The organism is Faecalimicrobium dakarense, from assembly GCF_000499525.1.
Classification (GTDB): domain Bacteria; phylum Bacillota; class Clostridia; order Peptostreptococcales; family Peptostreptococcaceae; genus Faecalimicrobium; species Faecalimicrobium dakarense.
Window position 1 is genome coordinate 36,213 of the sequence record NZ_HG529275.1, and the last position, 22,738, is coordinate 58,950.

General features: G+C 25.7%; 26 protein-coding genes, 2 tRNA genes and 1 pseudogene. 26 read left to right on the forward strand and 3 right to left on the reverse strand.

Annotated features, from left to right (window positions below; genetic code table 11):
* The first annotated feature begins 98 nt into the window (after positions 1–98).
* From BN899_RS05340 to hydF, 4 genes and pseudogenes are all read left to right on the forward strand, one after another.
* The gene (locus BN899_RS05340) at positions 99–914 is read left to right on the forward strand and encodes a hypothetical protein (protein ID WP_042273507.1); all 816 of its coding nucleotides are present in this window, start codon (positions 99–101) and stop codon (positions 912–914) included.
* Positions 915–1,137: 223 nt separating this feature from the next.
* Positions 1,138–2,193, forward strand: a complete 1,056-nt coding sequence (hydE, locus tag BN899_RS05345; protein ID WP_042273510.1) for a [FeFe] hydrogenase H-cluster radical SAM maturase HydE — start codon at positions 1,138–1,140, stop codon at positions 2,191–2,193.
* Positions 2,194–2,196: 3 nt separating this feature from the next.
* A pseudogene (gene hydG, locus BN899_RS05350) lies at positions 2,197–3,572 on the forward strand ([FeFe] hydrogenase H-cluster radical SAM maturase HydG).
* Between the two features lie 10 nt (positions 3,573–3,582).
* Positions 3,583–4,770 (forward strand): [FeFe] hydrogenase H-cluster maturation GTPase HydF, encoded by a 1,188-nt coding sequence (gene hydF, locus BN899_RS05355; protein WP_042273511.1) that lies wholly within the window; start codon positions 3,583–3,585, stop codon positions 4,768–4,770.
* A gap of 73 nt (positions 4,771–4,843) precedes the next feature.
* Here the strand turns inward: hydF and BN899_RS05360 are convergent, their stop codons facing one another.
* Positions 4,844–5,098, reverse strand: a complete 255-nt coding sequence (locus tag BN899_RS05360; RefSeq protein ID WP_052356643.1) for a (2Fe-2S)-binding protein — start codon at positions 5,096–5,098, stop codon at positions 4,844–4,846.
* Positions 5,099–5,285: 187 nt separating this feature from the next.
* On the opposite strand from BN899_RS05360, the gene BN899_RS05365 reads away from it, so the two are divergent.
* The 15 genes from BN899_RS05365 (at position 5,286) to BN899_RS19615 (ending at position 18,018) form a co-directional block, all read left to right on the forward strand.
* On the forward strand, positions 5,286–5,711 hold the full coding sequence (locus BN899_RS05365; RefSeq protein ID WP_042273514.1) for a hypothetical protein: 426 nt from the start codon (positions 5,286–5,288) through the stop codon (positions 5,709–5,711).
* Between the two features lie 164 nt (positions 5,712–5,875).
* The gene (locus tag BN899_RS05370; protein WP_042273515.1) at positions 5,876–6,487 is read left to right on the forward strand and encodes a hypothetical protein; all 612 of its coding nucleotides are present in this window, start codon (positions 5,876–5,878) and stop codon (positions 6,485–6,487) included.
* Positions 6,488–6,596: 109 nt separating this feature from the next.
* The gene (locus tag BN899_RS05375) at positions 6,597–6,839 is read left to right on the forward strand and encodes a hypothetical protein (protein WP_042273517.1); all 243 of its coding nucleotides are present in this window, start codon (positions 6,597–6,599) and stop codon (positions 6,837–6,839) included.
* A 190-nt stretch (positions 6,840–7,029) separates the two neighbouring features.
* Positions 7,030–7,638 (forward strand): family 20 glycosylhydrolase, encoded by a 609-nt coding sequence (locus BN899_RS19605; RefSeq protein WP_242824086.1) that lies wholly within the window; start codon positions 7,030–7,032, stop codon positions 7,636–7,638.
* A gap of 5 nt (positions 7,639–7,643) precedes the next feature.
* Entirely contained in the window at positions 7,644–8,915 is a 1,272-nt protein-coding gene (locus tag BN899_RS05380; RefSeq protein WP_242824087.1) for a hypothetical protein, read from the forward strand.
* A gap of 131 nt (positions 8,916–9,046) precedes the next feature.
* Entirely contained in the window at positions 9,047–9,808 is a 762-nt protein-coding gene (locus tag BN899_RS05385; protein ID WP_042273518.1) for a hypothetical protein, read from the forward strand.
* The gene (locus tag BN899_RS19610; protein ID WP_242824088.1) at positions 9,808–10,068 is read left to right on the forward strand and encodes a hypothetical protein; all 261 of its coding nucleotides are present in this window, start codon (positions 9,808–9,810) and stop codon (positions 10,066–10,068) included. The genes BN899_RS05385 and BN899_RS19610 overlap by 1 nt, the downstream gene beginning before the upstream one ends.
* A 23-nt stretch (positions 10,069–10,091) precedes the next feature.
* Positions 10,092–11,918 carry a family 2 glycosyl transferase gene (locus BN899_RS05390; RefSeq protein ID WP_242824089.1) on the forward strand — a complete coding sequence of 609 codons (1,827 nt, stop codon included), beginning with the start codon at positions 10,092–10,094 and terminating at the stop codon, positions 11,916–11,918.
* A gap of 18 nt (positions 11,919–11,936) precedes the next feature.
* Positions 11,937–13,070 carry a HEAT repeat domain-containing protein gene (locus BN899_RS05395; RefSeq protein ID WP_042273520.1) on the forward strand — a complete coding sequence of 378 codons (1,134 nt, stop codon included), beginning with the start codon at positions 11,937–11,939 and terminating at the stop codon, positions 13,068–13,070.
* A 13-nt stretch (positions 13,071–13,083) separates the two neighbouring features.
* Positions 13,084–14,484, forward strand: coding sequence for a glycosyltransferase family 2 protein (locus BN899_RS05400; RefSeq protein WP_052356644.1), 1,401 nt, complete (start codon positions 13,084–13,086; stop codon positions 14,482–14,484).
* 125 nt (positions 14,485–14,609) lie between these two features.
* Positions 14,610–14,966 (forward strand): GntR family transcriptional regulator, encoded by a 357-nt coding sequence (locus tag BN899_RS05405; RefSeq protein WP_042273522.1) that lies wholly within the window; start codon positions 14,610–14,612, stop codon positions 14,964–14,966.
* A gap of 11 nt (positions 14,967–14,977) precedes the next feature.
* A complete protein-coding gene (locus BN899_RS05410; protein WP_042273525.1) occupies positions 14,978–15,670 on the forward strand; it encodes an ABC transporter ATP-binding protein in 693 nt (230 codons plus the stop codon).
* Positions 15,663–16,487, forward strand: a complete 825-nt coding sequence (locus tag BN899_RS05415) for a hypothetical protein (RefSeq protein WP_042273527.1) — start codon at positions 15,663–15,665, stop codon at positions 16,485–16,487. The genes BN899_RS05410 and BN899_RS05415 overlap by 8 nt, the downstream gene beginning before the upstream one ends.
* A gap of 10 nt (positions 16,488–16,497) precedes the next feature.
* Positions 16,498–17,355: a hypothetical protein gene (locus BN899_RS05420; RefSeq protein WP_042273530.1), complete on the forward strand. Its 858-nt coding sequence runs from the start codon at positions 16,498–16,500 to the stop codon at positions 17,353–17,355.
* 429 nt (positions 17,356–17,784) lie between these two features.
* On the forward strand, positions 17,785–18,018 hold the full coding sequence (locus BN899_RS19615; protein WP_242824090.1) for a hypothetical protein: 234 nt from the start codon (positions 17,785–17,787) through the stop codon (positions 18,016–18,018).
* A 157-nt stretch (positions 18,019–18,175) separates the two neighbouring features.
* Here BN899_RS19615 and BN899_RS19620 read toward each other — a convergent pair whose 3' ends face one another.
* The gene (locus tag BN899_RS19620) at positions 18,176–18,517 is read right to left on the reverse strand and encodes a hypothetical protein (protein ID WP_242824091.1); all 342 of its coding nucleotides are present in this window, start codon (positions 18,515–18,517) and stop codon (positions 18,176–18,178) included.
* Positions 18,518–18,873: 356 nt separating this feature from the next.
* On the opposite strand from BN899_RS19620, the gene BN899_RS05430 reads away from it, so the two are divergent.
* The 6 genes from BN899_RS05430 to BN899_RS19265 all read left to right on the forward strand — a co-directional run bounded on the left by BN899_RS05430 (position 18,874) and on the right by BN899_RS19265 (position 21,559).
* A tRNA-Ser gene (locus tag BN899_RS05430) sits at positions 18,874–18,962 on the forward strand.
* 3 nt (positions 18,963–18,965) lie between these two features.
* A tRNA-Phe gene (locus BN899_RS05435) sits at positions 18,966–19,041 on the forward strand.
* A 137-nt stretch (positions 19,042–19,178) separates the two neighbouring features.
* On the forward strand, positions 19,179–20,096 hold the full coding sequence (locus BN899_RS05440) for a PfkB family carbohydrate kinase (RefSeq protein WP_042273531.1): 918 nt from the start codon (positions 19,179–19,181) through the stop codon (positions 20,094–20,096).
* Between the two features lie 198 nt (positions 20,097–20,294).
* Positions 20,295–20,774, forward strand: a complete 480-nt coding sequence (locus BN899_RS05445) for an LURP-one-related/scramblase family protein (RefSeq protein WP_042273534.1) — start codon at positions 20,295–20,297, stop codon at positions 20,772–20,774.
* A gap of 100 nt (positions 20,775–20,874) precedes the next feature.
* Positions 20,875–21,192 (forward strand): thioredoxin, encoded by a 318-nt coding sequence (gene trxA, locus BN899_RS05450; protein ID WP_042273535.1) that lies wholly within the window; start codon positions 20,875–20,877, stop codon positions 21,190–21,192.
* Positions 21,193–21,352: 160 nt separating this feature from the next.
* Positions 21,353–21,559, forward strand: coding sequence for a hypothetical protein (locus BN899_RS19265; RefSeq protein ID WP_042273536.1), 207 nt, complete (start codon positions 21,353–21,355; stop codon positions 21,557–21,559).
* A gap of 96 nt (positions 21,560–21,655) precedes the next feature.
* Here BN899_RS19265 and BN899_RS05460 read toward each other — a convergent pair whose 3' ends face one another.
* Positions 21,656–22,036: a hypothetical protein gene (locus tag BN899_RS05460; protein ID WP_042273538.1), complete on the reverse strand. Its 381-nt coding sequence runs from the start codon at positions 22,034–22,036 to the stop codon at positions 21,656–21,658.
* A 410-nt stretch (positions 22,037–22,446) separates the two neighbouring features.
* Here BN899_RS05460 and BN899_RS19270 point away from each other — a divergent pair, with 410 nt between their 5' ends.
* Positions 22,447–22,608 (forward strand): hypothetical protein, encoded by a 162-nt coding sequence (locus BN899_RS19270; RefSeq protein ID WP_147568499.1) that lies wholly within the window; start codon positions 22,447–22,449, stop codon positions 22,606–22,608.
* Positions 22,609–22,738 lie beyond the last annotated feature (130 nt).

Sequence of the window (22,738 nt, forward strand, 5' to 3'; positions counted from 1 at the left end):
ATGTACATATTTATAAAACATAAATTTTAAAAAATAATTAAAACGTTTTAATTAAAATTAATGTCTAATAAATAGAAAACATTCAAAGGAGATAAAATATGAAAAAGACAATAAAACTAATAAGCATAATAGTAATTACACTATTTGCACTAAGTGCATGCAACAAAGAAAATCCACAAAATGCTGTAAATGAATATGTAAACTTAAATAAAGAAGGCAAGTCAACAAGTATAAATGAATATGCCCTAGATTTAATGTACCCTACACATAGACCTGAAGGTGGAGTGCCTAAAGAAGTAATAAACACAATAGATAACTTTATAGCAAACATAGATACTGAAATATTATCAGAAGAAATAAATAAAGATAATGCAAAAGTAGAGCTACAAGTAAAAGGAGTAAACTTTATTAAAGAGGGAATAAAGATAAATAAAGAAAGATTAGATGCTATTAATAAAGGAATTTATAATCCAACAGAAGATATTACAATTACATTTAAAAAAGCAATAGAAAACGGAGAAATAGAAACTAGAAAAAGAATAATAAACTTAACTAAGGTAGATAAAGGGTGGAAAGTAAATGAAGATGATATAAACAAAGTAATACTAGGTGTAGATAAAACTATGGAAATGAAATTATATTTATCTGAAGCGTCTCAGGGGGGAGAATTGGAAGTAAAAGAATTATCAATCGAAGATTCATTAAAATATGTTAAAGAAATTCTGGGAGATAATATAGAAGAAGTAAATAGAGTATACGAAGAAGAAGTAGGGGTTGATGAAGTCACATATAAAGTAGGCAAGCACTTGATTAATGTAAGATATATGTACCCATATAAAACTCAAGGAAATGAAACTTTAAATGAATATGATAAAACTAAAACTTATGGTATTTACTTTAGTTTAGAAAAATAAAAATTATATAACATTAAATTATGCAAAAAGAGTGAACTTTTAATTAGAAGTACACTCTTTTTATTAGTTTATATGTTGTATAATATATATAAGAAAAATTATCTACTTTATTTATCCTTAATTTTAATATTCTAAAAAATAATTCAAAATCATAATATATTTATAGTAATTAATAAGAAGTAGACAAGCAAGCCAATATTCAAACTACAATAGAGGTGAGTTAATGAATACTAAAAGTATAATAGAAAAACTATATCAAACTAATAATGCATCTAAAGAGGAATTACTATATCTAATAAATAATATCAATTACAATTCAAAAGGACTACTTATTCAAAAAGCAAATGAAACAAGACAAATACATTTTAAAAATAAAGTTTATATGAGAGGACTTATAGAACTTACAAGTTATTGTAAAAAAGACTGTATGTACTGTGGTCTTAGAAAGAGTAATAAAAACTTAAGTAGATATAGACTAACTAAAGAAGAAGTCCTAGAGTGTGCAATAAAAGGGGACAAACTAGGATACAAAACCTTTGTACTACAAGGAGGAGAAGATTCTTATTTTACAGATGAAAAAATAATAGAAATTGTAAAGTCTATAAAATCTAAATTTCCACAAAATGCAATAACGCTATCTTTAGGAGAAAGAAGCTATGAATCTTACCAAAAAATATTTGATGCAGGAGCAGATAGATATTTATTAAGGCATGAAAGTGCATCTAAAAAACTATACGAAGACATACACCCAAAAGAAAATTTTGAAAATAGAAGAAATTGTTTAAGAGATTTAAAAGAAATAGGTTATCAAGTAGGAGCAGGATTTATGGTTGGAATACCGAATCAAACTAATGAAGACTTGGTTAATGATTTGCTATTTGTTAAAGAGTTAAATCCAGCAATGTGTGGAATAGGACCATTTATACCTCATAAAGACACACCATTTAGAGATTACAATCATGGAAGCTTAGAAAAAACAATAATAATGTTAGCAATAGTAAGGCTTTTACTTCCAAAAGTATTACTACCAGCAACTACTGCACTATCAAGCATTGACAAAAATGGTAGAGAAATGGGACTTAAGGCAGGAGGCAATGTTATTATGCCAAACTTATCTCCTATGGAAGTTAGAAAGAAGTACTCACTATATAACAATAAAGCATATATATTAGATGAAGATGCGGAGTATAGAAAAATAATAGAAGAAAAAATAAAAATGTCTGGATTTGAGTTAGAAGTAAGTAGAGGGGATAATCCTGACTGGGAAATAGGGGAATAGATAATGTTTATAAATCATGAATACATATATAAAATATTAGATGAGACTAAAAATCCATCAAATGAAGAAATAAAAGAAATTTTAGAAAAAGCTAAAAAAGACTTGGTTTATCTTATAAAGATATAGCAATATTACTTCAAGCTGAGGATGAAAAAGATTTAGATGAAATTTATTCTTTAGCTGGGGAAATTAAAAAAGACATATATGGAAAAAGAATAGTAGTATTTGCACCTTTATATGTAAGCGATCACTGTGTAAATAATTGTGTTTATTGTGGATACAAAAGAGATAATAGCTTTAACAGAAGAAGACTTACAATGAAAGAAGTAGAAGAAGAAGTAAGAATACTAGAGAAAATGGGACATAAAAGATTAGCATTAGAACTTGGAGAAGATCCAGTTAATGCTCCAATTGATTATGTTCTTGAATGTTTAGATACAATTTATAAAACTCAAAATGAAAATGGTCAAATAAGAAGAGTCAATGTAAATATAGCAGCCACTACAGCCCAAAACTACAAATTGTTACAAGAAAAAGGAATCGGTACATATATATTATTTCAAGAAACTTATCACAAACCTACTTATGAAAAAATGCATCCAAAATCATTAAAAGGAGATTATGAATATCATTTAACTGCTTTTGATAGAGCAATGGAAGGTGGTATCGATGATGTTGGCGCAGGTGTTTTATTTGGATTATCTGATCCGAGATTTGAAGTATTAGCTCTTATGATGCATAATGCTCATTTAGAAGAAAAATATGGAGTAGGATTTCATACAATATCAGTTCCAAGACTTCAACCTGCAAATGGTGTAACACTAGAAAATTATCCAAATCTATTAACTGATAAAATGTTTACAAAAGTTGTAACAATACTAAGACTAGCAGTACCTTTTACAGGTCTTATACTTTCAACTAGAGAAAGTGCTTCTATGAGAAGAGAATTATTAAAATATGGAGTATCTCAAATAAGTGCAGGTTCATCAACTGGAGTTGGTGGATATAAAGAAAGAGAAGAAGGAAAAGAAGTACAGCAATTTAAGACTAACGATGAAAGAAGTCCAATAGAAATTTTAAAAGAATTATTAGATGATGGTTATATACCAAGTTATTGCACAGCTTGCTATAGAAAAGGAAGAACAGGGGATAGATTTATGAGCCTAGCAAAATCAGGTAATATAAAATACGTTTGTGAACCTAATGCATTAATGACATTACTAGAATTTTCCCTAGATTATTCAGACGAAGAATTATATGAAAAAGCATTACAAGTAATAAATAAAGAAGTTGAAAATATAGAAAGAGAAGATATTAAAAAACTTACTAAAGAGAATATAAAAAAGATGAAAAACGGGGAAAGAGATTTTTATTTATAAGGAGGATAAAATGAACAATACTCCAAATTCAAATAGAAAACATATAGGAATATACGGAAATACTAATAGTGGTAAATCATCATTAATGAATAGAATACTTAATCAAGAGATATCACTAGTTTCAAATATTGAAGGGACAACAACAGACCCAGTCCAAAAGGCTATGGAACTTATACCCTTTGGGCCAGTTCTTTTAATAGATACAGCAGGACTTGAAGATAAAAGTGAGTTAGGTACAATAAGAATAAAGAAAAGCTTTGAATTTTTAAAAAGACTAGACTTTGCAATATACGTAGTTGATGGAGAGAACTTAGATATAGATACTTATAAAATATGGAAAAAAGAAGCTAGTAAATACAACATATCTCATATGGTTGTTGTAAACAAACTAGATAAATTAAATAAAGATGAAATAGAAAATGCAAATAAACTATTTAATAATCCTCTATTTATATCTGCAAGTAATAACGACAATATAGATAAATTAAAAGATAATTTAATAAAACACTTAGAAATAGAAGAAGATGAAAAAACAATACTTGGAGATGTACTTCCATATGGTTCAAAAGTTGTTTTGGTAGTTCCAATAGATTCAGAAGCACCAAAGGGTAGAATAATACTTCCTCAAGTTCAAGTTATAAGAGACTGCTTAGACCATGGTATAAAAATTTATGTAGTAAGAGATACAGAACTTAATGAAGCTATAAATGAATTAGATAATATTGATTTAGTTGTAACAGACTCACAAGCATTTAAAGAAGTAGAAAATATCATACCAAAAGATATGAATTTGACTAGCTTTTCAATATTATTCGCAAGACAAAAAGGAGAGCTTAAAGAGTTTTTAAAAGGGTGTGAAAAATTAAAAGATTTAAAATTAGGGGATAAAGTATTAATATGTGAAAGCTGTACTCATAATGTATCTCATGAAGATATAGGAAGAGTAAAAATACCAAGAATGCTTAAAAAATTAGTAGGTGGAGATTTAGATATTGAATATAAGGTAGGTTATGACTTTAAGGAAGATGTAGAAAAATATGACCTCATAATTCATTGCGGTGCTTGTATGGTAAATAGAAAAAGTATAATAAATAAGATAAATATATGTAGAGAAAAAAATGTAGCTATAACTAACTATGGAATGGTAATAGCATATTTTACAAATATACTTGATAGATCGGTAAATATATTTAAATAAAAACCATTAATTGAAAAAGTGTGCATCATTATGAAAATAAGATGTACACTTTTTCAATAATAAAATTAATTTATTATTTATCCTTATACTTATTGAATACATAAACAATATCAGAATAGCAACAAGTTCCTTTTGGGTTATTTACAGCACAATTACTATCTTTCATTGCACCAGTTATTTTTATAACTTCTTTTACAGTTAAAGCCCCCTGTGAAATAGCATTCTTAATGTCAGATTCACTTACATGATTGCAGTAACATACATATTCTCCAATAGTAACGTCTTGATTAATATTAGAATCGCAACAACAACATTTTTCTTCCATCATTTTGTCATCCTCCTAAGTATATTAACAATTATATGATTGTTATATTTTGGTATATTAAATTATACCATGAATTCTAATTAGACTATATATTTTACCTATATAAACCAAGAATATAAATAAATATGTAGAAATATGCTTTATTAAAGCATATAATTTAAGTGTAGGTTTTAATGAATAGGGGGATTTTATGGAAGAATTTAAATTGTACCAATCAGGAATTCATTATAGTAACGTATACATAGGCGAATATGAAGTATTACATGAAAGATTAAATTTAGATAATAATAAATTTAATTTTAAAAGTGTACTAAGTGAAAAAGGTAATGAACTATACATAGAAAATTTCAAAATAAATATTTTAGAAATAAAAAATAAAATTTCAAATTATAAAAAGGTATTTGAAAAAAATTATGAAATAAACGAAAAAATTATTACTGAATATAATGAAGAGTATTCAAAACTAGATGAATATACTTATGTTCAAAGAAAAAAGAAATTTCCATTAGATATTATTGTAGTCAATAATGAATTAGTAGGATTTATATGCATATCAGAGGAAAGTGCTACAGTATTAGTAAAAGAAGGTTATGAAGACTATAGTCCATTAAAATAGCGACTTCAAGATGTTTATTTGCAAAAATTTACAATACACAAGAAAACGTTTGTTTATAAAATAAAAACGCCACCTAACGAAATGGAAGGTGGTGTTTTTATTATATATGAAAAAATAGGAAATTTGTATATAATAAAATTATAATTAACGTAAGGGGAGAAGCTATGAAAGAAGAAACTATTGGGATTATAGTTCAAAACTATCATTATGGAATACTTCTTAACTACATAGTAGGGGATGTAGTTAAAGAAGATGAAAAAATTAATGATACAATAGAAAGAATGATTAAGAAAAGCTTTAATACGTATTTATTTAGAAAAGTAAAAAAATATAAAGAAAAATTAAAATACGGGGATAAAGAAATAACAATGTATCTAGTAGAACTTGTAGGATATAACGAAGAGATAAATGAAAAGTTTAAATTTATAGATAGAGATGAAATATTAGATGAATTACCAAATTCGAATTATAAAGACTTTTTGAGAAGAAACATAATAAAGTATGAAGAATACGATAATTCTATTTGTAATTTATTCAATATAATAATACTAGAGCGTATAGTAACTATATTAGGTACAATAGATAGGGAACTTAAAATAGATTTACTTTGGATTAATATTAGTGCTTTAATAATAAGTTTTATAATATTAAGAATATATATAAATCCTAAACTAGCAAGATATTTAGCTAAGTTTGATACAAATACTAAAATTAAAATATTAAATTGGGTAGCACCTATTATAGGGATATTGTATATTGTAAGCTCAGTAATGTAGAATATAAGCTTAATAAACTAATAAAATATAAATAATTATATAAGTTAAAATAGATAATTTATAAAATAATAGTATAATAAGATATAGATTAAAAAACAAGGAGAGAAAAATGAAATACACTCAAGAAGAAATAGATATAATGCAAGCTAAAATAATAGAGATATTAAAAGAAAAAGGCGAAATGAGATTTGGTAAAATAGCAAAAGTTTTAATACATGCAGGAATGGCAGAGTCAAGTTTTGTAGTACTTACAATACTTCAAGGTGGATGCAAAGATCATAAAGACTTTAAGGGAGAGGACTTATTTACAAGTCCTAAAACAGGAGTATGGAGATTGTCAGAAAGTAACTAAATAGATACAGACCACCCACCGAACGAAACGTTAGGTAGTGTTAAGATAATAAAAAAAATGAGCATCTCAAATTAGAGATTGCTCATTTTTTATTATTAAAGTTTAAAATGTTATTTTGAGATACTATACTTTTTAGTATAATATCAGTTAGATATATTAAAAAAATTTTTATAAAATAAGGGGGATGAATATGGACTTAAATTTACTGGGAATAGATAGCAGTTTATTAAAAGATATTGAAGAAATAAAAAAAGTAATTAATATAAACTTTAGTGAAACTGGGGAAAAAATTCAAATAATAAAATTAGATGAAAATGAAGAATATGTTATACAAATAAGTAAAGGAACTATTAAATATAAAAACAAAAATCACTTATTTAGAGCTATATCGCTATATATACAATCAAGAGATAAAGAAAATTTCTTTATAGAAGAAAAATCATATATTAAACATATAGGACCAATGATAGATGCATCAAGAAACTCAGTTTATAAACCTGATAAAATAAAAGAACTTATGGTGAATATGGCAATACTAGGTTTAAATAGAATGATGCTATATACAGAAGATACCTATGAAATTGAAAACTATAAATACTTTGGGTATCTAAGAGGAAAATATTCAAAAGAAGAGCTTAAAGAAATAGATGATTATGGATACAAGTTAGGAATAGAAGTTATACCATGCATACAAACATTAGCTCATTTAAAACAAACCTTAAAGTGGAGCTATGGAAACGAAATAAAAGATACAGAAGATGTTCTCCTGGTAGGAAAAAAGAAACCTACAAATTTATAGAATCAATGATAAAAAACTTAAAAGAATGCTTTAGAAGTAAAAATATACATATAGGAATGGATGAAGCCTTTGATTTAGGAAGGGGAGAATATCTAAATCAAAATGGATACGTTCATCATTATGATATTATGATAGAACATTTAAACCAAGTATGTGATATATGCAATAATTATAATTTTAAACCTATGATGTGGGATGATATGTTTTTTAGAACAGGATCACCAAATGGATTTTATTATAATCAAGACACAGTAATAAGTAAAGAAGTAGCAAACTCCATTCCGAGTAATTTATCATTAGTTTATTGGGATTACTATCATAAAGATAAAAATATTTATAGAAAATTCTTTGATATAAGAAAAGTATTTAATAATAACTTAATCTTTGCAGGGGGTATTTGGAAATGGTCGGGAATTACACCTTGCTATGATCAAACATTCAAATCTAGCAAAGAAGCTTTAATGGTTTGTAAAGAAGAAAATATCCAAGAAGTAATAATAACAGCTTGGGGTGATGACGGTGATGAAACTCCAATAGATACTATAATACCAGGACTTATTTTATTCGCTGAACATGCATATAACGATGAGGTAAATATTAAGTGGATAAATGAAAGATGTAAATTTATAACTAATTTAGATTTAGAAGAATTCTTTAGTCTGCAAGAATTAGACAAACTTGAAGATGGAGATAAAGAAAATTTAAGATTTGTAAATCCGTCTAAATACTTATTATATCAAGATTTATTACTAGGAGCATTTGATAAGCATATAGAAAATATAGAGAATATAGAAAATCACTATGAATGTTTATCAAATAGATACCTAGAAATAGCAAATAGTAATGAAAAATATTTTAATATGTTTAAAATGTATTCTGATTTAGCTAAGGTACTTTCTATAAAATCTAATATAGGAATTAAGTTAAGAAAAGCTTATAAAAATAACGACCTAGAAAAGTTAAGTTATATATGTGAAAATACATTAAAAGATTTAAAAGAAAATATTAAAAACCTTCAAAACTCTTATAGAAATTTATGGTATAAAGACTGTAAAGGACAAGGATTTGAAGTAATAGATATAAGGCTTGGTGGAGTTAGCTCAAGAATAGACTCAACTATTTATAGGGTAAAGAGTTATATAAATAAAGAAATAAATGTAATTGAAGAATTAGAAGAAGAAATATTATATTTCAATGAAGAATTTACAAAAGATTCACATCAAATAAATATTAATAGATACAAAGATATAGCAACTCAAAACATAATAAGCTGGTAAAATAATAGGATTTATACAAAAATTAGATATTATTGTTTTATTAATAGTAATTTTTAGGGGGGATTGTAATTAAAAAAAATAGAATTTTATTAATTATAGCGGTTATATTAATACTTTTATATCAATGGAGTATGAAAAATGAAATAGAATATAGTATTTTTTCCTGGGACCCAGAAATATTATCCAGTGTCTATTTAGAAGATTATTATGATATAATAAATGACTTAAAGATAAGAAAAATTTATCAAAATATTGATGGACTAAGTCATTCTAAAGTAGAAGAAACTATTAAATCCTTAAAAGATAACACTAATGCAGACGTGTACAGTCTTACAGGGGATCCTACTTGGTATAGTAGTTCTAAAAATGTAATATCGATTTTGGATAATATCAATAATTATAATATGTATGTAAATAAGAAACATCAAATTAATGGAATTGTTTTAGATATAGAACCATGGTCTTTATATAAAGATTGGGATAGAGAAGTGTACATAAAAACTATTGAAGATATATACTCTTATGCAAAGAGTGTAAATATAAAAATAATAAACATAATTCCAACATGGCTAGATATAAAAGATATTGAGACAATAGTCAAAAATAGTGATGAGATAGCTGTTATGAATTATAATATATCAAGTCCTATAGAAAATATAAAAGAAGAAATAGATATTTCAAAGAGATATAATAAAGAAATTAATGTAATTGCAGAAACACAGGCAGAGAATAAAAAATATGGAGTAGATAAAAATACAACATACTATTATCTAGGAAAAGATAGGCTAGATAAAGATTGGGAGAGTATAATTGATACTTATAAATACAAAAGAATAAGTTTCTCATACCATGACCTAAATAATATTATAAACTTTTTAGAGGGAGATGAATAATGAAAAAATACTTATCATTTTGTACTGTTATATTAATATTAATACTTGGAATTTATAATTATTCATATTTATTAAGAAATAAACTAAATACTAATTTAGATACAGAACTAAATATAAAACAAGTATCTAGAACTAATAATGAGAACATTGAAATTTATAAAAATGGAAAATGGGAAAAAACTTTTTTAAAAGGTGTTAACATAGGAGCTAGTAAACCTGGATACTTCCCTGGCGAATTTGGAATAACAAAGACTATTTAAGATGGTTTAAGCATATAAAAGAAATGAACTCAAATGTAATAAGGGTATATACTTTACAGATGCCAGAATTTTATGAAGCTTTATATGAATTTAACAGATATGAAAAAGAGCCTTTATATATAATGCATGGAGTTTGGATAGATGAAGAGTTAATGTTAAAAAAAATGAATGCATTTGACAAAAGTGTAATAGAAAGTTTTAAACATGAAATAACTCAGGTTATAGATGTTATTCATGGAAATGCAAAAATAGAAAAAAAATCAGGTAGAGGATTTGGAGATTATAAGTATGATATATCTCCGTATTTAGTTGGATACATTTTAGGTATAGAGTGGGATTCAAGCTTTGTAGAAGAAACAAACAATAAAAATAAGAATATGAAAGATTATAATGGTATGTATGTATATACTGAAAATGCTAATCCAATAGAAATATTCTTTGCAGATGTTGCTGAAAATACTATAAAATATGAAGAAACTAATTATAATATGCAAAAACCAATAGCATTTACTAACTGGTTAACAACTGATGTAATAGAACATAAAAATGATATGGATGAAGCAAATCGTATAGGAGATATAGACACTGATAAGATAAAGCAAACAAATAGATATAAAAGTGGGTTGTTTGCATCATACCATGTATATCCATATTACCCAGACTTTTTAAACTATGACTCTAAATATGCAGATTTTGTAGATGAAAATGGTAAAAAAAATTCATATAAAGCATATTTAAAAGATTTAAAAAAATATCATAATGTTCCAGTTATAGTTTCGGAATTTGGTGTTCCAGAATCTAGAGGTATAACTCATGAAGACTTAAGTAGAGGATTTAACCAAGGACTAATAAATGAAAATCAGCAAGGCCAAATGAATAAGGAAATGCTTAATGACATAGTTGATGAAGGTTATGCAGGAGCAATAGTATTTTCATGGCAAGATGAGTGGTTTAAAAGAACTTGGAATACCATGGATATAGATGACAGTAATTCTAGAGCTTATTGGGCAGATAAAATGACAAATGAGCAATTCTTTGGGCTTTTATCATTTGATCCAGGTAAAAATAAGCAAACAGTATATATAGATGGAAAAGTAAACGATTGGTCAAAACGTAATATAATATCAGAAAATAATGATATTAAGTTGTATGCTAAAAGTGATGAACAATATTTATACTTAAGAATAAATAAAAAAGATCTAGATTTATTTAAAGAAGATATAATAATACCTTTAGATATAACACCTAACTCAGGTAGTTATACTATAAATAACTATAATACTAAATTTAATAAAAAGGCAGATTTTGTAATAGAAATAAAAAATAAAGAAGATGCAAAAATTGTAGTAAATGATTACTACAATGTAAATGACTTTTTATTTAGAAATGATATAAAAGACAATAAAAATGAAAATAGATTTGATACTGTAAAACAAGTTATTTTAGGAGAATCTGAAATACCAAATACTAACCAAGTTATAGACGTTAAAGAAGTTGAAGTTGGAAATTTAACTTATGGAAACTCGAATCCAAAGTCTAAAGACTATAATTCTTTAGCTGACTTTATTGTAAGTAAAGATGATATTGAAATTAGAATACCATGGTTAATGCTGAATATATCTAATCCAGCAAAAAAATTAATTATTGATGATTTTAATGAAAAAAGAGAAATAAAACATATAGAAATAGATGGAATAAATTCAGGGGCTTATATAATTAGCAACAATAAACTTATAAATAGTGTAGAGATGAAAAAATATAACTGGAATAAGTGGGACATGCCTAGATACCATGAAAGATTAAAACAATCATATTACATTATGAAAGACGCTTTTAAAGAAATTAAATAAAAATGAGGAGATATTTAAGTGATAGATATATTATTTTATACAATATTCATATTTATATATTATATTTTATGCATATACATGTATATACTATATGACTACAATAAAGATAAATTTATAAATTTAAAAGTAAAAAAATTAGATAAAAAGTTAAAGATACTAATTATAAATGAATTAAAGTTCTATAAAGAAGAGAAATTGATAAATGAAGAAAATATAAAAAAAATAAAAAATAAAATGAATAGAGAAGTAAATAGAAAATATATAGTAAATTTGTTAAAAGATGAATTGTTAAAAGATAAAAATAATGTAGTAGATTTTCTAGAAAAATCTAAACTAAGTGATGAAATTTTAAAAGTAACAGATAAAGATGAATTTACTAGGGTAGAAAAGATAAGAACTATAGGAGATTTTTGTATTAAGGATAAAGACAGATATTTATTAGAATGTTGTAAATCTCAGTCAATTTATATTCAAATAAATGCCCTAGATAGTTTAAGACAAACTGGTAACTTAAAAAGTTATATAATAGGTTTAAGATATATAATTGGTTCTGATACATTGATAAATGAAAGAGTTTTAATAGACAATATAAATAAATACAGTGAAACAAATAAAGAAATTAATAATTATTTAATAGAAGAGATGAAAAATAAAGATGTTAACTTAAATAAAATAATAATGACTCACTTTACAAGTATAAAGTATGATGAGGCTAAAGATGAAGTTTTTAATTTGCTTAATGAAGAATTTTTATCAAAAGAGATAAAGTTATCTTGTATAAAATATTTCATAAGAATAAAGTACAATAAATCGAAAAAGTTACTACTGAATTTATTATTTGACAAAGAGTGGGAAGTAAGAAATTTAAGTGCAATAGCTTTAAAAAATTATAAAAATAAAGAGGTTATAGATAGTTTAAAAAAATCTATAAAAGATGAAAACTGGTACGTAAGACAAAGTAGTGCAAGAAGTTTATATTTATTAAATGATGATGATAAAAATCTTTTAGATATTATAAAAGGAAATGATAAATATGCTTCAGACTCTATATTAAATGTTTTATCAGAGGAAAATAAATTAGATGAGTATATTTTAGACTTAAAACTAGATGAAAATAAAGTAAAAGAAAGTTTAGAATTAAGCATTAGCTAGGGGGATATTAAATATGATATTTGAAAACGTAATAATTATAACTGATTATATAGCTTTAGTATACTCGCTTATGATGTATATAGTATTCTTTATATTTGTTATTTCATCAGCGTTAAGCTTTAGTAAATATATAAAATCTAGAGAAGCAATAAGCCAGTTAAATCTAGATGACTCATCTGAATATATACCAGTATCATTAATAGTACCATCATACAATGAGGAAGTTACTATAGTAAGTACAATTGAGTCTTTAATATCACTTAATTATGAAGAGTATGAAATAATAATAGTTAATGATGGGTCTACTGATAACACTTTAGAGATTTTAAAAAAAGAATATAATTTAAACTTAATATATAAGCCCATGAAGAAAATAATAGACACAAAAGATATAAAAGGTGTTTATAAAGGTAGAATACGAAATAAAGACATAATTCTTATAGACAAAGAAAATGGAGGAAAAGCAGATGCTTTAAATGTTGGAATAAACTACTCTAAATATCCAGTATTTGTCTCAATAGATGCAGATTCATTGTTAGAAAAAAATGCAATACAAAAGATAATTATACCTTTTATGGAAAATAAAAAGACCGTTGCAGTCGGTGGAAATATAAAAATTTCTAATTTTATTGAAATAATAGATGGAGAAGTTATAAATCACAATAAATTAAAAGGAATATTAATACCATTTCAAATTATTGAGTATTTAAGGGCTTTTTTAACCAATCGTATGGCTTGGAATTCATTAAATATGAATTTAATAATATCAGGTGCATTTGGAGCATTTAACAAGAAAATAGTAACTGAAGTTGGAGGGTATAAAACTAACACTGTTGGTGAAGATATGGAGTTAGTAATGAGAATTCATAAATATTTTTTAAATAAAAAAGAAAAATATTACATAGCATTTGCTCCAGATGCTAACTGTTATACTCAAACACCAGACACTTTAAAAGGTTTAAAAACCCAAAGAAGAAGGTGGCAAATGGGACTTATACAAAGTATAAATAATCATAAAGATATGTTTATAGATAAAAAATGGTTTTTAGCAAAGTCCTATTTTATATTCTTTGAATTAATTACTCCGATATTAGAGTTGTTTGGAATGGTAATAATAACAATTTCATTTTTCATAGGGTTAATCAATTTAGATTTCTTATTAATATATTATTTAACAATAATGATATATTCAACATTAGTATCTATATCAGCGATATTATTAGATATATATGTATTTAAAGAAAATATAAATATTAAAATTACTACAAAGTTAATTGTATTATCTATATTTGAAAGTATTGGATATAGGCAATTAATAAGCTTATACAGAATATCTGCTTTCATAGGATATAGCAAGAATAAGCATAAATGGGGAAGTATAAAAAGAAAAGTTCAAAACAAAACTACGGCATAATAAAAAAGAAGGAGATAACTCCTTCTTTTTTATTTAAAAAAATACTTGCATTACAACCGTACTATTAATATAATACAGTTATAAGCTGTACTACTGAACTAGTACGGTAATACGGAGGTGATTGCATGAACTTTAAAGCTAATGACAGAGAACCAGTTTATATTCAAATTATAAGATTCATAAAACAAAAGATTGTAAGAGGTGAATTAAACCCAGGAGATATTATACCTTCAAGAAGGGAAATGGCAGTAAACATAAAGGTAAATCCAAATACAGTACAAAAATCATACAAGGAGATGGAAGAAATGGGGATTATAGATACAGTTAAAAGTTATCAAAGTAGTATAACTACTAACACAGAAATTATAAACAAGATAAAATATGATCTTATAGACGAATCTATGGAAGTTTTTATAGAAAATATGAAAGCAATAAATGTAAATAAGGAAGAAATTTTAAAAATAATAAATGATAGATACTAGGGGGAAGTATTGTGATAGAAATTAAAAATATATATAAAAAGTATAAAAAGGTTAAAGCCCTTGATGGTGTATCTTTTAATATACACGAAGGGAAAATAACTTGCTTACTTGGAATAAATGGGGTAGGAAAATCAACTACATTAAAAGCTATAGCTGGTCTTATCAATATAGATAGTGGAGAAATACTTATAGATGGAGAAAAATTAAACCACAATACATATAACAAAATATCCTTTGTGCCAGATGTAGATAATCACTTTGCACAGTTTACAATAAAAGAGAGTTTTGAATTTATGAAAGAATTTTATAAAAATTGGGATGATAATAAAGCTTATGAAATGCTTGAGTTATTCAATTTAAGTGATGATAAAGAAATATCAAAACTTTCAAAAGGAAATATTGCAAGAGTTAAAATAATAATAGGATTTGCACAAAATGCAAAATATACCTTACTTGACGAACCTTTTTCTGGAATCGATATATTTAAAAGAGAAGAATTTTTAGGGGTAATGACAAAATATATAAGCGATGAACAAAGTATAGTATTAACTACTCATGAAATATCAGAAATTGAAATGTTAGCAGATGATGTAGTACTTATAGATGAGGGGAAAGTACAGCTAATATTTAATGCAGAAGAAACTCGTGAAGAAGAAGGAAAGTCTATAATAGATAAAATGAGGGAGGTATATCAAGGTGAGTAATATATTAACTTTATATAATATGGAATTTAAACGAATATACAAATTATATTTTGGTCTAATAGTTGTACTATTTCTAGGAAATATAGTAAGTATAGGCTTAGGTATTTATGATACTATGAGGCATATGAATAGAAATCAAATGATACCGGTAGATTTTAATATATTTAAAACTTATATAAATGAAGATTACGTAAAAGGATTTGCGATTGATCAAATACATGTTTTTAGTAGCGTTGTTCTTGGTATTGCAGTTTTAAGCTGTTTAATATATGCACTTGTTATATGGTATAGAGATTACTACTCAAGAAGTAAGACTATATGTGCATTACTTACATTACCTCAAAAGCGATTTAACATTTATTTAGCAAAACTTTTAACAATACTTGTTATGATTTATGGAATAATAGTTAGCCAAGTGTTATTTTGGTATATTGATACTATTATACTAAAAATAATTACAGTAGCTAATATAGATGGGTTTACAAATATATTCTCAAATATGATGAATAATAATTCAGGATTAAACTTAATACCACCATATATTATTGACTTCTTAATGATAAATATATTTGGAGTATTACTTTCAGTAGTAGTTATATTTACAGGAGTACTTATTGAAAGGTCATATAAAAGAAAAGGAATAGTATTTGGGATATTATACATATTTTTATCATTAATAGTATATGGATACTTGCTAATAAAGTATGTAAGTTACTCAGACCAAGCATTACAAATTAGTTTAATATATTACATAGCACTATTTGTTTTATCAATATTTATATCTTATAAATTGATAAATTCAAAAATATCTTTATAGGGGGTATGATATGAAGAAAAACTTATCAAAAATAACTTTAGGAGTAGTATTATCTTCCTTAATATTAATAGGAATAATAATAGTCTCTAATGATACTAATATGAAAATAGAAGATTTACAAGGAAATAAAAGTGAGCTAGGTGATGTTTCTATAATATATCAAGAAGGAAAAGGATTATATAATATTAAGGAAGCTGTATTATCAAAAGATGAATTTAAAGTTAAAAAAATTGCAAAGGGATTACCTGGAGTAAGTAAATATTCTAAAAATATAGTTGAGAATAGAAATTTATTTAGTTCTGTATATGATTCAAACTTAATATATGAAGATAAAGAAAGTATAGGATATATGGACTATGTATCAAATAATTACTATTCAAATGAAGAAGTTAGATTTAATACTAAAATTACTGATAAAAACCTAAAAACTAATAAGATAACTGAATTTGATATAGAGATAATAAGTTCTTCTAAAGAAAATGCAGATGCAAATAGAAGTTGCCTAGTCACAAAGTATAAAAATGAAATATATTTAGCAATAGGAATAACAAATGATATTAATTATGATAAAAATGGAAATATTATAGATAATGGAAATAGTGGTATATCTATTTATAAAATAGACTTAGAAAATCAAAAAGCACAATTATTTGATGAAATAAAAATAAAAGAAAATGTAGATATATCAAATGGAGTGAGTTTTGTAAATAATAACAAAATCTATTTTATGGCTCAGACATATAAAGACTCAGGTGAACAATATTTAGTTTATTATGATCTAGAAAATAATAAGTTTGATTATATAAAAGACTATATAAATATAAAAGAAAAAATCATTCAAATAATAATGACAAAGCCTATAGTATAGATGATAATAAGTTAAATATAATTTATAATGATGGCACGACAGATAAAAAATCTACAATTATACACCAATATAGTATAGATTTAGAAAAAGAAGAAATTATAGAGAATGATAAAGTATACAAATTTAATAAAATAAATGAACAATCAGAATTAAGTAAATTTAGATTAATAGACAATAAATTATACATACTATTAAATTCATATAAAGAAGAACGAAGTAAATCCTATATATCTAGAAAAGAAAATTCAAATAATATTATAGTATTAGATGAAAAAACTAAAAAAGTACTATATATTGGGCAGTCAAGACAAGAAGAAAACCACCGTGCAACTAATTATATAGTAAAAAATGAAGAATTATAATAAAAAGTGCTATGAAATTTCATAGCACTTTTTTTGTTTAAAATATAATTATGCTTGCAACTGAACAATGCTTATAGACGCTAAAGTTGCATTTGGTTCACTTAGAGAGAATGTGTTTGAAGATGATAATCTCAGTGCAGTACCATTAGCTCCAACAGTAAATATTGCTTGCCCATATGCGATATATGGAGTAGTTGTATCTGTTTTTACAACCTTGCATACTGAACCCGAAACGTTAGCATTATTTACTTGTAATGTTAAAGTAGTATTGGCAGTTGAATTAGCAGGAAAATATACATAATAATCAAGCTTATAAACACCTTTAAGTAAGACTGATATTATTCCTGAGTCATTTAATATTCTAGGACTATTAATGCCAGTTGGATCATTAAATTTTAATCCTCCACCTAAAGATGTAGCATTTAAAGTATTACTTTGTGAGAAGAAGGCATATTGACCTACAAATTGAGGACCTTCAGGACCTTCAAATCCTCTAGGACCAGCGGGACCTTGATCGCCTTGAGGGCCAGCGGGACCTTGCTCACCTTGAGGCCCAGCGGGACCTTGTTCACCTTGAGGGCCAGCGGGACCTTGCTCACCTTGAGGGCCAGCAGAACCTTGCTCACCTTGAGGACCAGGTGCACCTTGTTCACCTTGAGGCCCAGCGGGACCTTGTTCACCCTGAGGGCCAGCGGGACCTTGCTCACCTTGAGGGCCAGCGGGACCTTGCTCACCTTGAGGACCAGCGGGACCTTGCTTACCTTGAGGACCAGCGGGACCTTGTTCCCCTTGAGGACCATCAGGATCTTGAGAGTTTATGCAATTAGAGCAACAGTATTTGAAACAATATTCATTGCAGTTACAGCAACTATGACAACAATTTTTATTGCATTTATTTTTAGAATGAAAATTGAACATATTGATATAAGCACCTCTTATATTAGTTTGAAATCTTAAAGTTAGAAAAAATAACTAACTGATATTAATATATTTAAAAAGCAATAATAATGTTACCTTATAACATAAAATATTAAGAAAAAATAAAAAATATGGACTAATATCTTTTAATTTAAAACTAAATTAAACTAAATTAATTATAAAAGAAAGTATTGTCAAAATATGCAATATGTGGTATATTATATACAGTAAAGATTACGGAGAGGTGTCCGAGTGGTTTAAGGAGCTGGTCTTGAAAACCAGTGATGCTTAACGGCACCGTGGGTTCGAATCCCACCCTCTCCGCCAGATGCCCAGATAGCTCAGTCGGTAGAGCAGGGGACTGAAAATCCCCGTGTCGGTGGTTCGATTCCGCCTCTGGGCACCAATAGTAAAAAAAGACACCTAAAGTTAGGTGTTTTTTTATGTGCAAAAATAAAAGAAATTAATTATCGAAAGGAAAAGTATAGATTATATTGAATTTAATATAAATCAATAAGTAATAACTTAACAGGGGGAAGTAAGATGAAGACTTTGATAATTGGTAATGTATATGTAGATGTGATAATAAATGTAGATTCGTTACCAAAAACAAATGATGATATTTTATGTAAAAAGCAAGTTATTTCAATGGGAGGATGTGCTTATAATGTAGCTACAATATTAAATAACTTTGGTGTAGAACATGATTTAATATCTCCAGTTGGAAAGGGTATATATGCAAGTTTAATAGAAAGGGAACTTATAGAAAATAATTATAAGATACACATAAAAGAAGAGGAAGAAGATAATGGTTATTGTTTATGTTTAGTAGAGGAAGATGGCGAAAGAACATTCATAACTATAAAAGGAATAGAATATAAGTATAAAATGGATTGGTTAGATAAAATAGATAGTTGTGATTATGAAAATATATACATATCAGGCTATGAAATGGAAGGACATAATGGTCGTATTATATCTAGATGGCTAGAAAATCAAAAAAATAAAAAATTATTCTTTGGGCCAGGTCCAAGAATTAATTTTATAGAAAAAGACACTTTGAATAAAATATTTAAATTAAATCCAATACTTCATCTTAACGAAGAAGAAGCTATAAAGTTTACTAATGAAAAGGATATATTAAATGCAGCTAGATACTTAAATAATATAACAGATAATACTGTATTTATAACTCTTGGGGAAAATGGAGTGCTTTATTTTAATAAAGATAGTTATAAATTTATAGATGCTGTAAAAACTAAAGTAGTAAACACAATAGGAGCAGGAGACAGCCATATAGGCGCAATAATTTCATCACACTCTTTAGGCTATGAATTTGAAGAGTGTTGTTATATTGCGAATAAAGTATCCTCTAAGGTTGTTAATAGTGACAAAAGTAGATTAGAAAAAGATATGTTTAATAAAAATGAATATATATTAGATAATAAAGTTATAGTATAAGCTTTTATAAATGTAAAAACACCTATCAAAGATAGGTGTTTTTTTGGGCTAGCGTCGACTTATACCCGCTGGTACAAGTTTTCCCTAAAGACATTATAATATAAAATTAAAAATATGTAAATATAAAAGTCAAAACTTATAACTATATATGATAAAATTAAATTAATAATAAAGAATATTAATTTTAAGGGGTAAAATATGAAATATTATATGAAATCTAAATTATTTAAAATTAAAGAGGACTTTTGGATTAGGAATGAATATGAGGAAGATGTATTTTTTATAGATAAAAAATTTTTAACTCTAGGGCTACAATTTGATATTATTAAAAATAATTCAATAATTTATAGTGTGAAGGAAAAGCTATTAACATTTATGAGTAATTACGAAATCTTTGAAAATAATAAATCAGTAGCAAAGGTAGATCAGAAGCTAACTTTTCTTAAAGATAGTATAAAAATAAATAGTAAGCATGGAGAATTGATTGTAAAAGGAGATATTTTTGGAATAGACTATAAAATATTTCAAGGTAATAAAGTTATAGCAACAGCTAGTAAAGAACTTTTTGCCTTTACTGATAACTATAGTGTCGATATAAATTTTGAAGATGAAGCATTTATATTATGTTTAGTTGTTATAATAGACGATATAAAAGATAAGAGGAAAAATAATCAATAGATTTAGTTTGTATAAAATAATATATAAAATAAGAAGTAAAATAATAAAAAAAGCTAATAATAACTATGATATATAAATTTATAATTAAAGGAGAATAGTTATGGCAAATGTATTAAGTACAAATGAATTTATAGCAGAAGTAGAAGGTGGAGACGGAGTATACGTAGTAGATTTTTTTGCTACTTGGTGTGGTCCATGTAAAATGCTAGCTCCAGTATTTGAAGAAGTAGCAAGTGATATGGGTGCTCAAATTGGCTTTGGTAAAATAGATATAGACCAAAGTTTAGATATAGCAAGAAAATATAATGTAAGCACAGTGCCAACAATAATAATTTTTAAAGGTGGAGAGCCTGTAGAAACAATGGTTGGATTTATGCCAAAAGAAAGTCTAATAACTAAACTAAAAGCATATGTATAAAAAATAAAAACTAGAGGATATCCTCTAGTTTTTTTTATAATCTACCTAAGGAATGATTATTTTATATACAACCATTTTGTAACAAATAAAATATATGCGCATAAAATGTATTAAAGGGTAGATTTTTGTAATAAGTTTATATATATTGGAGATGTGATATATGGCACAAACACCTAGAGAGCAAGGAAAAGTTGAAAAAACTATTAAGAAAGTGGTAGACCCAGTAGAACAAATAGGAAAAGAAGTTATAAATGGAGTAGGATCTGTTGCTAAAGAAGCTATAAAAGGTGGATATAATGTAGGTAAAGAAACATTAAACACTGGTAAAGCTGTAGGTAAAGTTGTAAAAGATACTATTAAAAAATAGTATAAATGGTCACAATCTTATATATCAAATAAAAGGTGCATGTATCAATAGTACATGCACCTTTTATTTGATAATTTATTTCATTGGCATAATAAGTTATGTTTTATATGTAAGTTGGTAATCAAGTTTAGTTGTTCCAACTATAAAATTTTTAGAGTAATATTCATCATCATGACCATAACTATTATTTAGAACATTTTTATTTATAAAAGAAATAAAAGAAATAAATAATATTATAATGAATAATATTATAATAGGTTTATATTTTTTTAAAAAAGGATGTAATCCTTCAAATTTATCAACCTGCTTGTTTATTTTTAAAGACTTAAGCTTACTCTTTTTCTTTCTTTTAGAATAAGGAATGACCTTAGCGGAATTACCTAAGTTTTTATTATTAAGTGGATATTTTCTATTAGAATCATATCCAGAACTATCTTTTGGTTTAAATTCAATAGTATTATTAGTTTTGCTTTTCAACAGTATCCCCCTACCTTGTATAATATATTGTATATCTTTATCAAAATGGATATTTTAAATTTAAATAGATACTTCTTTAAGATAATAGTACTACTAATAAATAAAATATACAAGAAAAGGTATTATCTATAATATTACAAAAATTAGTATTTTTCTTGCATATTTTGATACTGAGTATCAAGAAATAAATTTTATGTAGAAAAAAATAAAAAAATGTAAAAGAAATATATTTTTTTATTGAAATCGAACGATTGTTTGATGTATAATAAGTTTGTAAGAACGATTGTTTGAAAATGGAAATTAAAAATAATTTATAAAATATCTTATAAAAAAGAATTAATTATAATTGGAATAAATTTAAAATATAAAAATATAATATAATATAACTAACTTAAAAGGAGTGGGAGCTTATGATAATCACATCTAGAAAAATACAAGATATAACTTTAGCAAACTTAAAAAATGGGGAAGTTACTCTAATGGAGTTAAATGAAATATATAAAAAGATGGGATTTGCATTTGTTGGTAGCCAAGGGAAGTTTACTAGAATAAAAAAGGAGATTAAACATTAATAAATGTGTAAATTAAATATAAAACTATTGATTAAAACCTAGCTTAGGTAAAATATAATACTAAGCTAGGTTTTTCTATTATAAATTAGTAATAGAGCCATTTTCAACATAAATATAGATTTTAATTATA

Coding starts and splice junctions, on each gene's coding strand:
- BN899_RS05340 (WP_042273507.1), top strand. CDS start 99: ATGAAAAAGACAATAAAACTAATAAGCATAATAGTAATTACACTATTT.
- hydE (WP_042273510.1), top strand. CDS start 1,138: ATGAATACTAAAAGTATAATAGAAAAACTATATCAAACTAATAATGCA.
- hydF (WP_042273511.1), top strand. CDS start 3,583: ATGAACAATACTCCAAATTCAAATAGAAAACATATAGGAATATACGGA.
- BN899_RS05360 (WP_052356643.1), bottom strand. CDS start 5,098: ATGATGGAAGAAAAATGTTGTTGTTGCGATTCTAATATTAATCAAGAC.
- BN899_RS05365 (WP_042273514.1), top strand. CDS start 5,286: ATGGAAGAATTTAAATTGTACCAATCAGGAATTCATTATAGTAACGTA.
- BN899_RS05370 (WP_042273515.1), top strand. CDS start 5,876: ATGAAAGAAGAAACTATTGGGATTATAGTTCAAAACTATCATTATGGA.
- BN899_RS05375 (WP_042273517.1), top strand. CDS start 6,597: ATGAAATACACTCAAGAAGAAATAGATATAATGCAAGCTAAAATAATA.
- BN899_RS19605 (WP_242824086.1), top strand. CDS start 7,030: ATGGACTTAAATTTACTGGGAATAGATAGCAGTTTATTAAAAGATATT.
- BN899_RS05380 (WP_242824087.1), top strand. CDS start 7,644: ATGATAAAAAACTTAAAAGAATGCTTTAGAAGTAAAAATATACATATA.
- BN899_RS05385 (WP_042273518.1), top strand. CDS start 9,047: ATGAAAAATGAAATAGAATATAGTATTTTTTCCTGGGACCCAGAAATA.
- BN899_RS19610 (WP_242824088.1), top strand. CDS start 9,808: ATGAAAAAATACTTATCATTTTGTACTGTTATATTAATATTAATACTT.
- BN899_RS05390 (WP_242824089.1), top strand. CDS start 10,092: ATGAACTCAAATGTAATAAGGGTATATACTTTACAGATGCCAGAATTT.
- BN899_RS05400 (WP_052356644.1), top strand. CDS start 13,084: ATGATATTTGAAAACGTAATAATTATAACTGATTATATAGCTTTAGTA.
- BN899_RS05405 (WP_042273522.1), top strand. CDS start 14,610: ATGAACTTTAAAGCTAATGACAGAGAACCAGTTTATATTCAAATTATA.
- BN899_RS05420 (WP_042273530.1), top strand. CDS start 16,498: ATGAAGAAAAACTTATCAAAAATAACTTTAGGAGTAGTATTATCTTCC.
- BN899_RS19615 (WP_242824090.1), top strand. CDS start 17,785: ATGCTTATAGACGCTAAAGTTGCATTTGGTTCACTTAGAGAGAATGTG.
- BN899_RS19620 (WP_242824091.1), bottom strand. CDS start 18,517: ATGGTCCTCAAGGGGAACAAGGTCCCGCTGGTCCTCAAGGTAAGCAAG.
- BN899_RS05440 (WP_042273531.1), top strand. CDS start 19,179: ATGAAGACTTTGATAATTGGTAATGTATATGTAGATGTGATAATAAAT.
- BN899_RS05445 (WP_042273534.1), top strand. CDS start 20,295: ATGAAATATTATATGAAATCTAAATTATTTAAAATTAAAGAGGACTTT.
- trxA (WP_042273535.1), top strand. CDS start 20,875: ATGGCAAATGTATTAAGTACAAATGAATTTATAGCAGAAGTAGAAGGT.
- BN899_RS19265 (WP_042273536.1), top strand. CDS start 21,353: ATGGCACAAACACCTAGAGAGCAAGGAAAAGTTGAAAAAACTATTAAG.
- BN899_RS19270 (WP_147568499.1), top strand. CDS start 22,447: ATGATAATCACATCTAGAAAAATACAAGATATAACTTTAGCAAACTTA.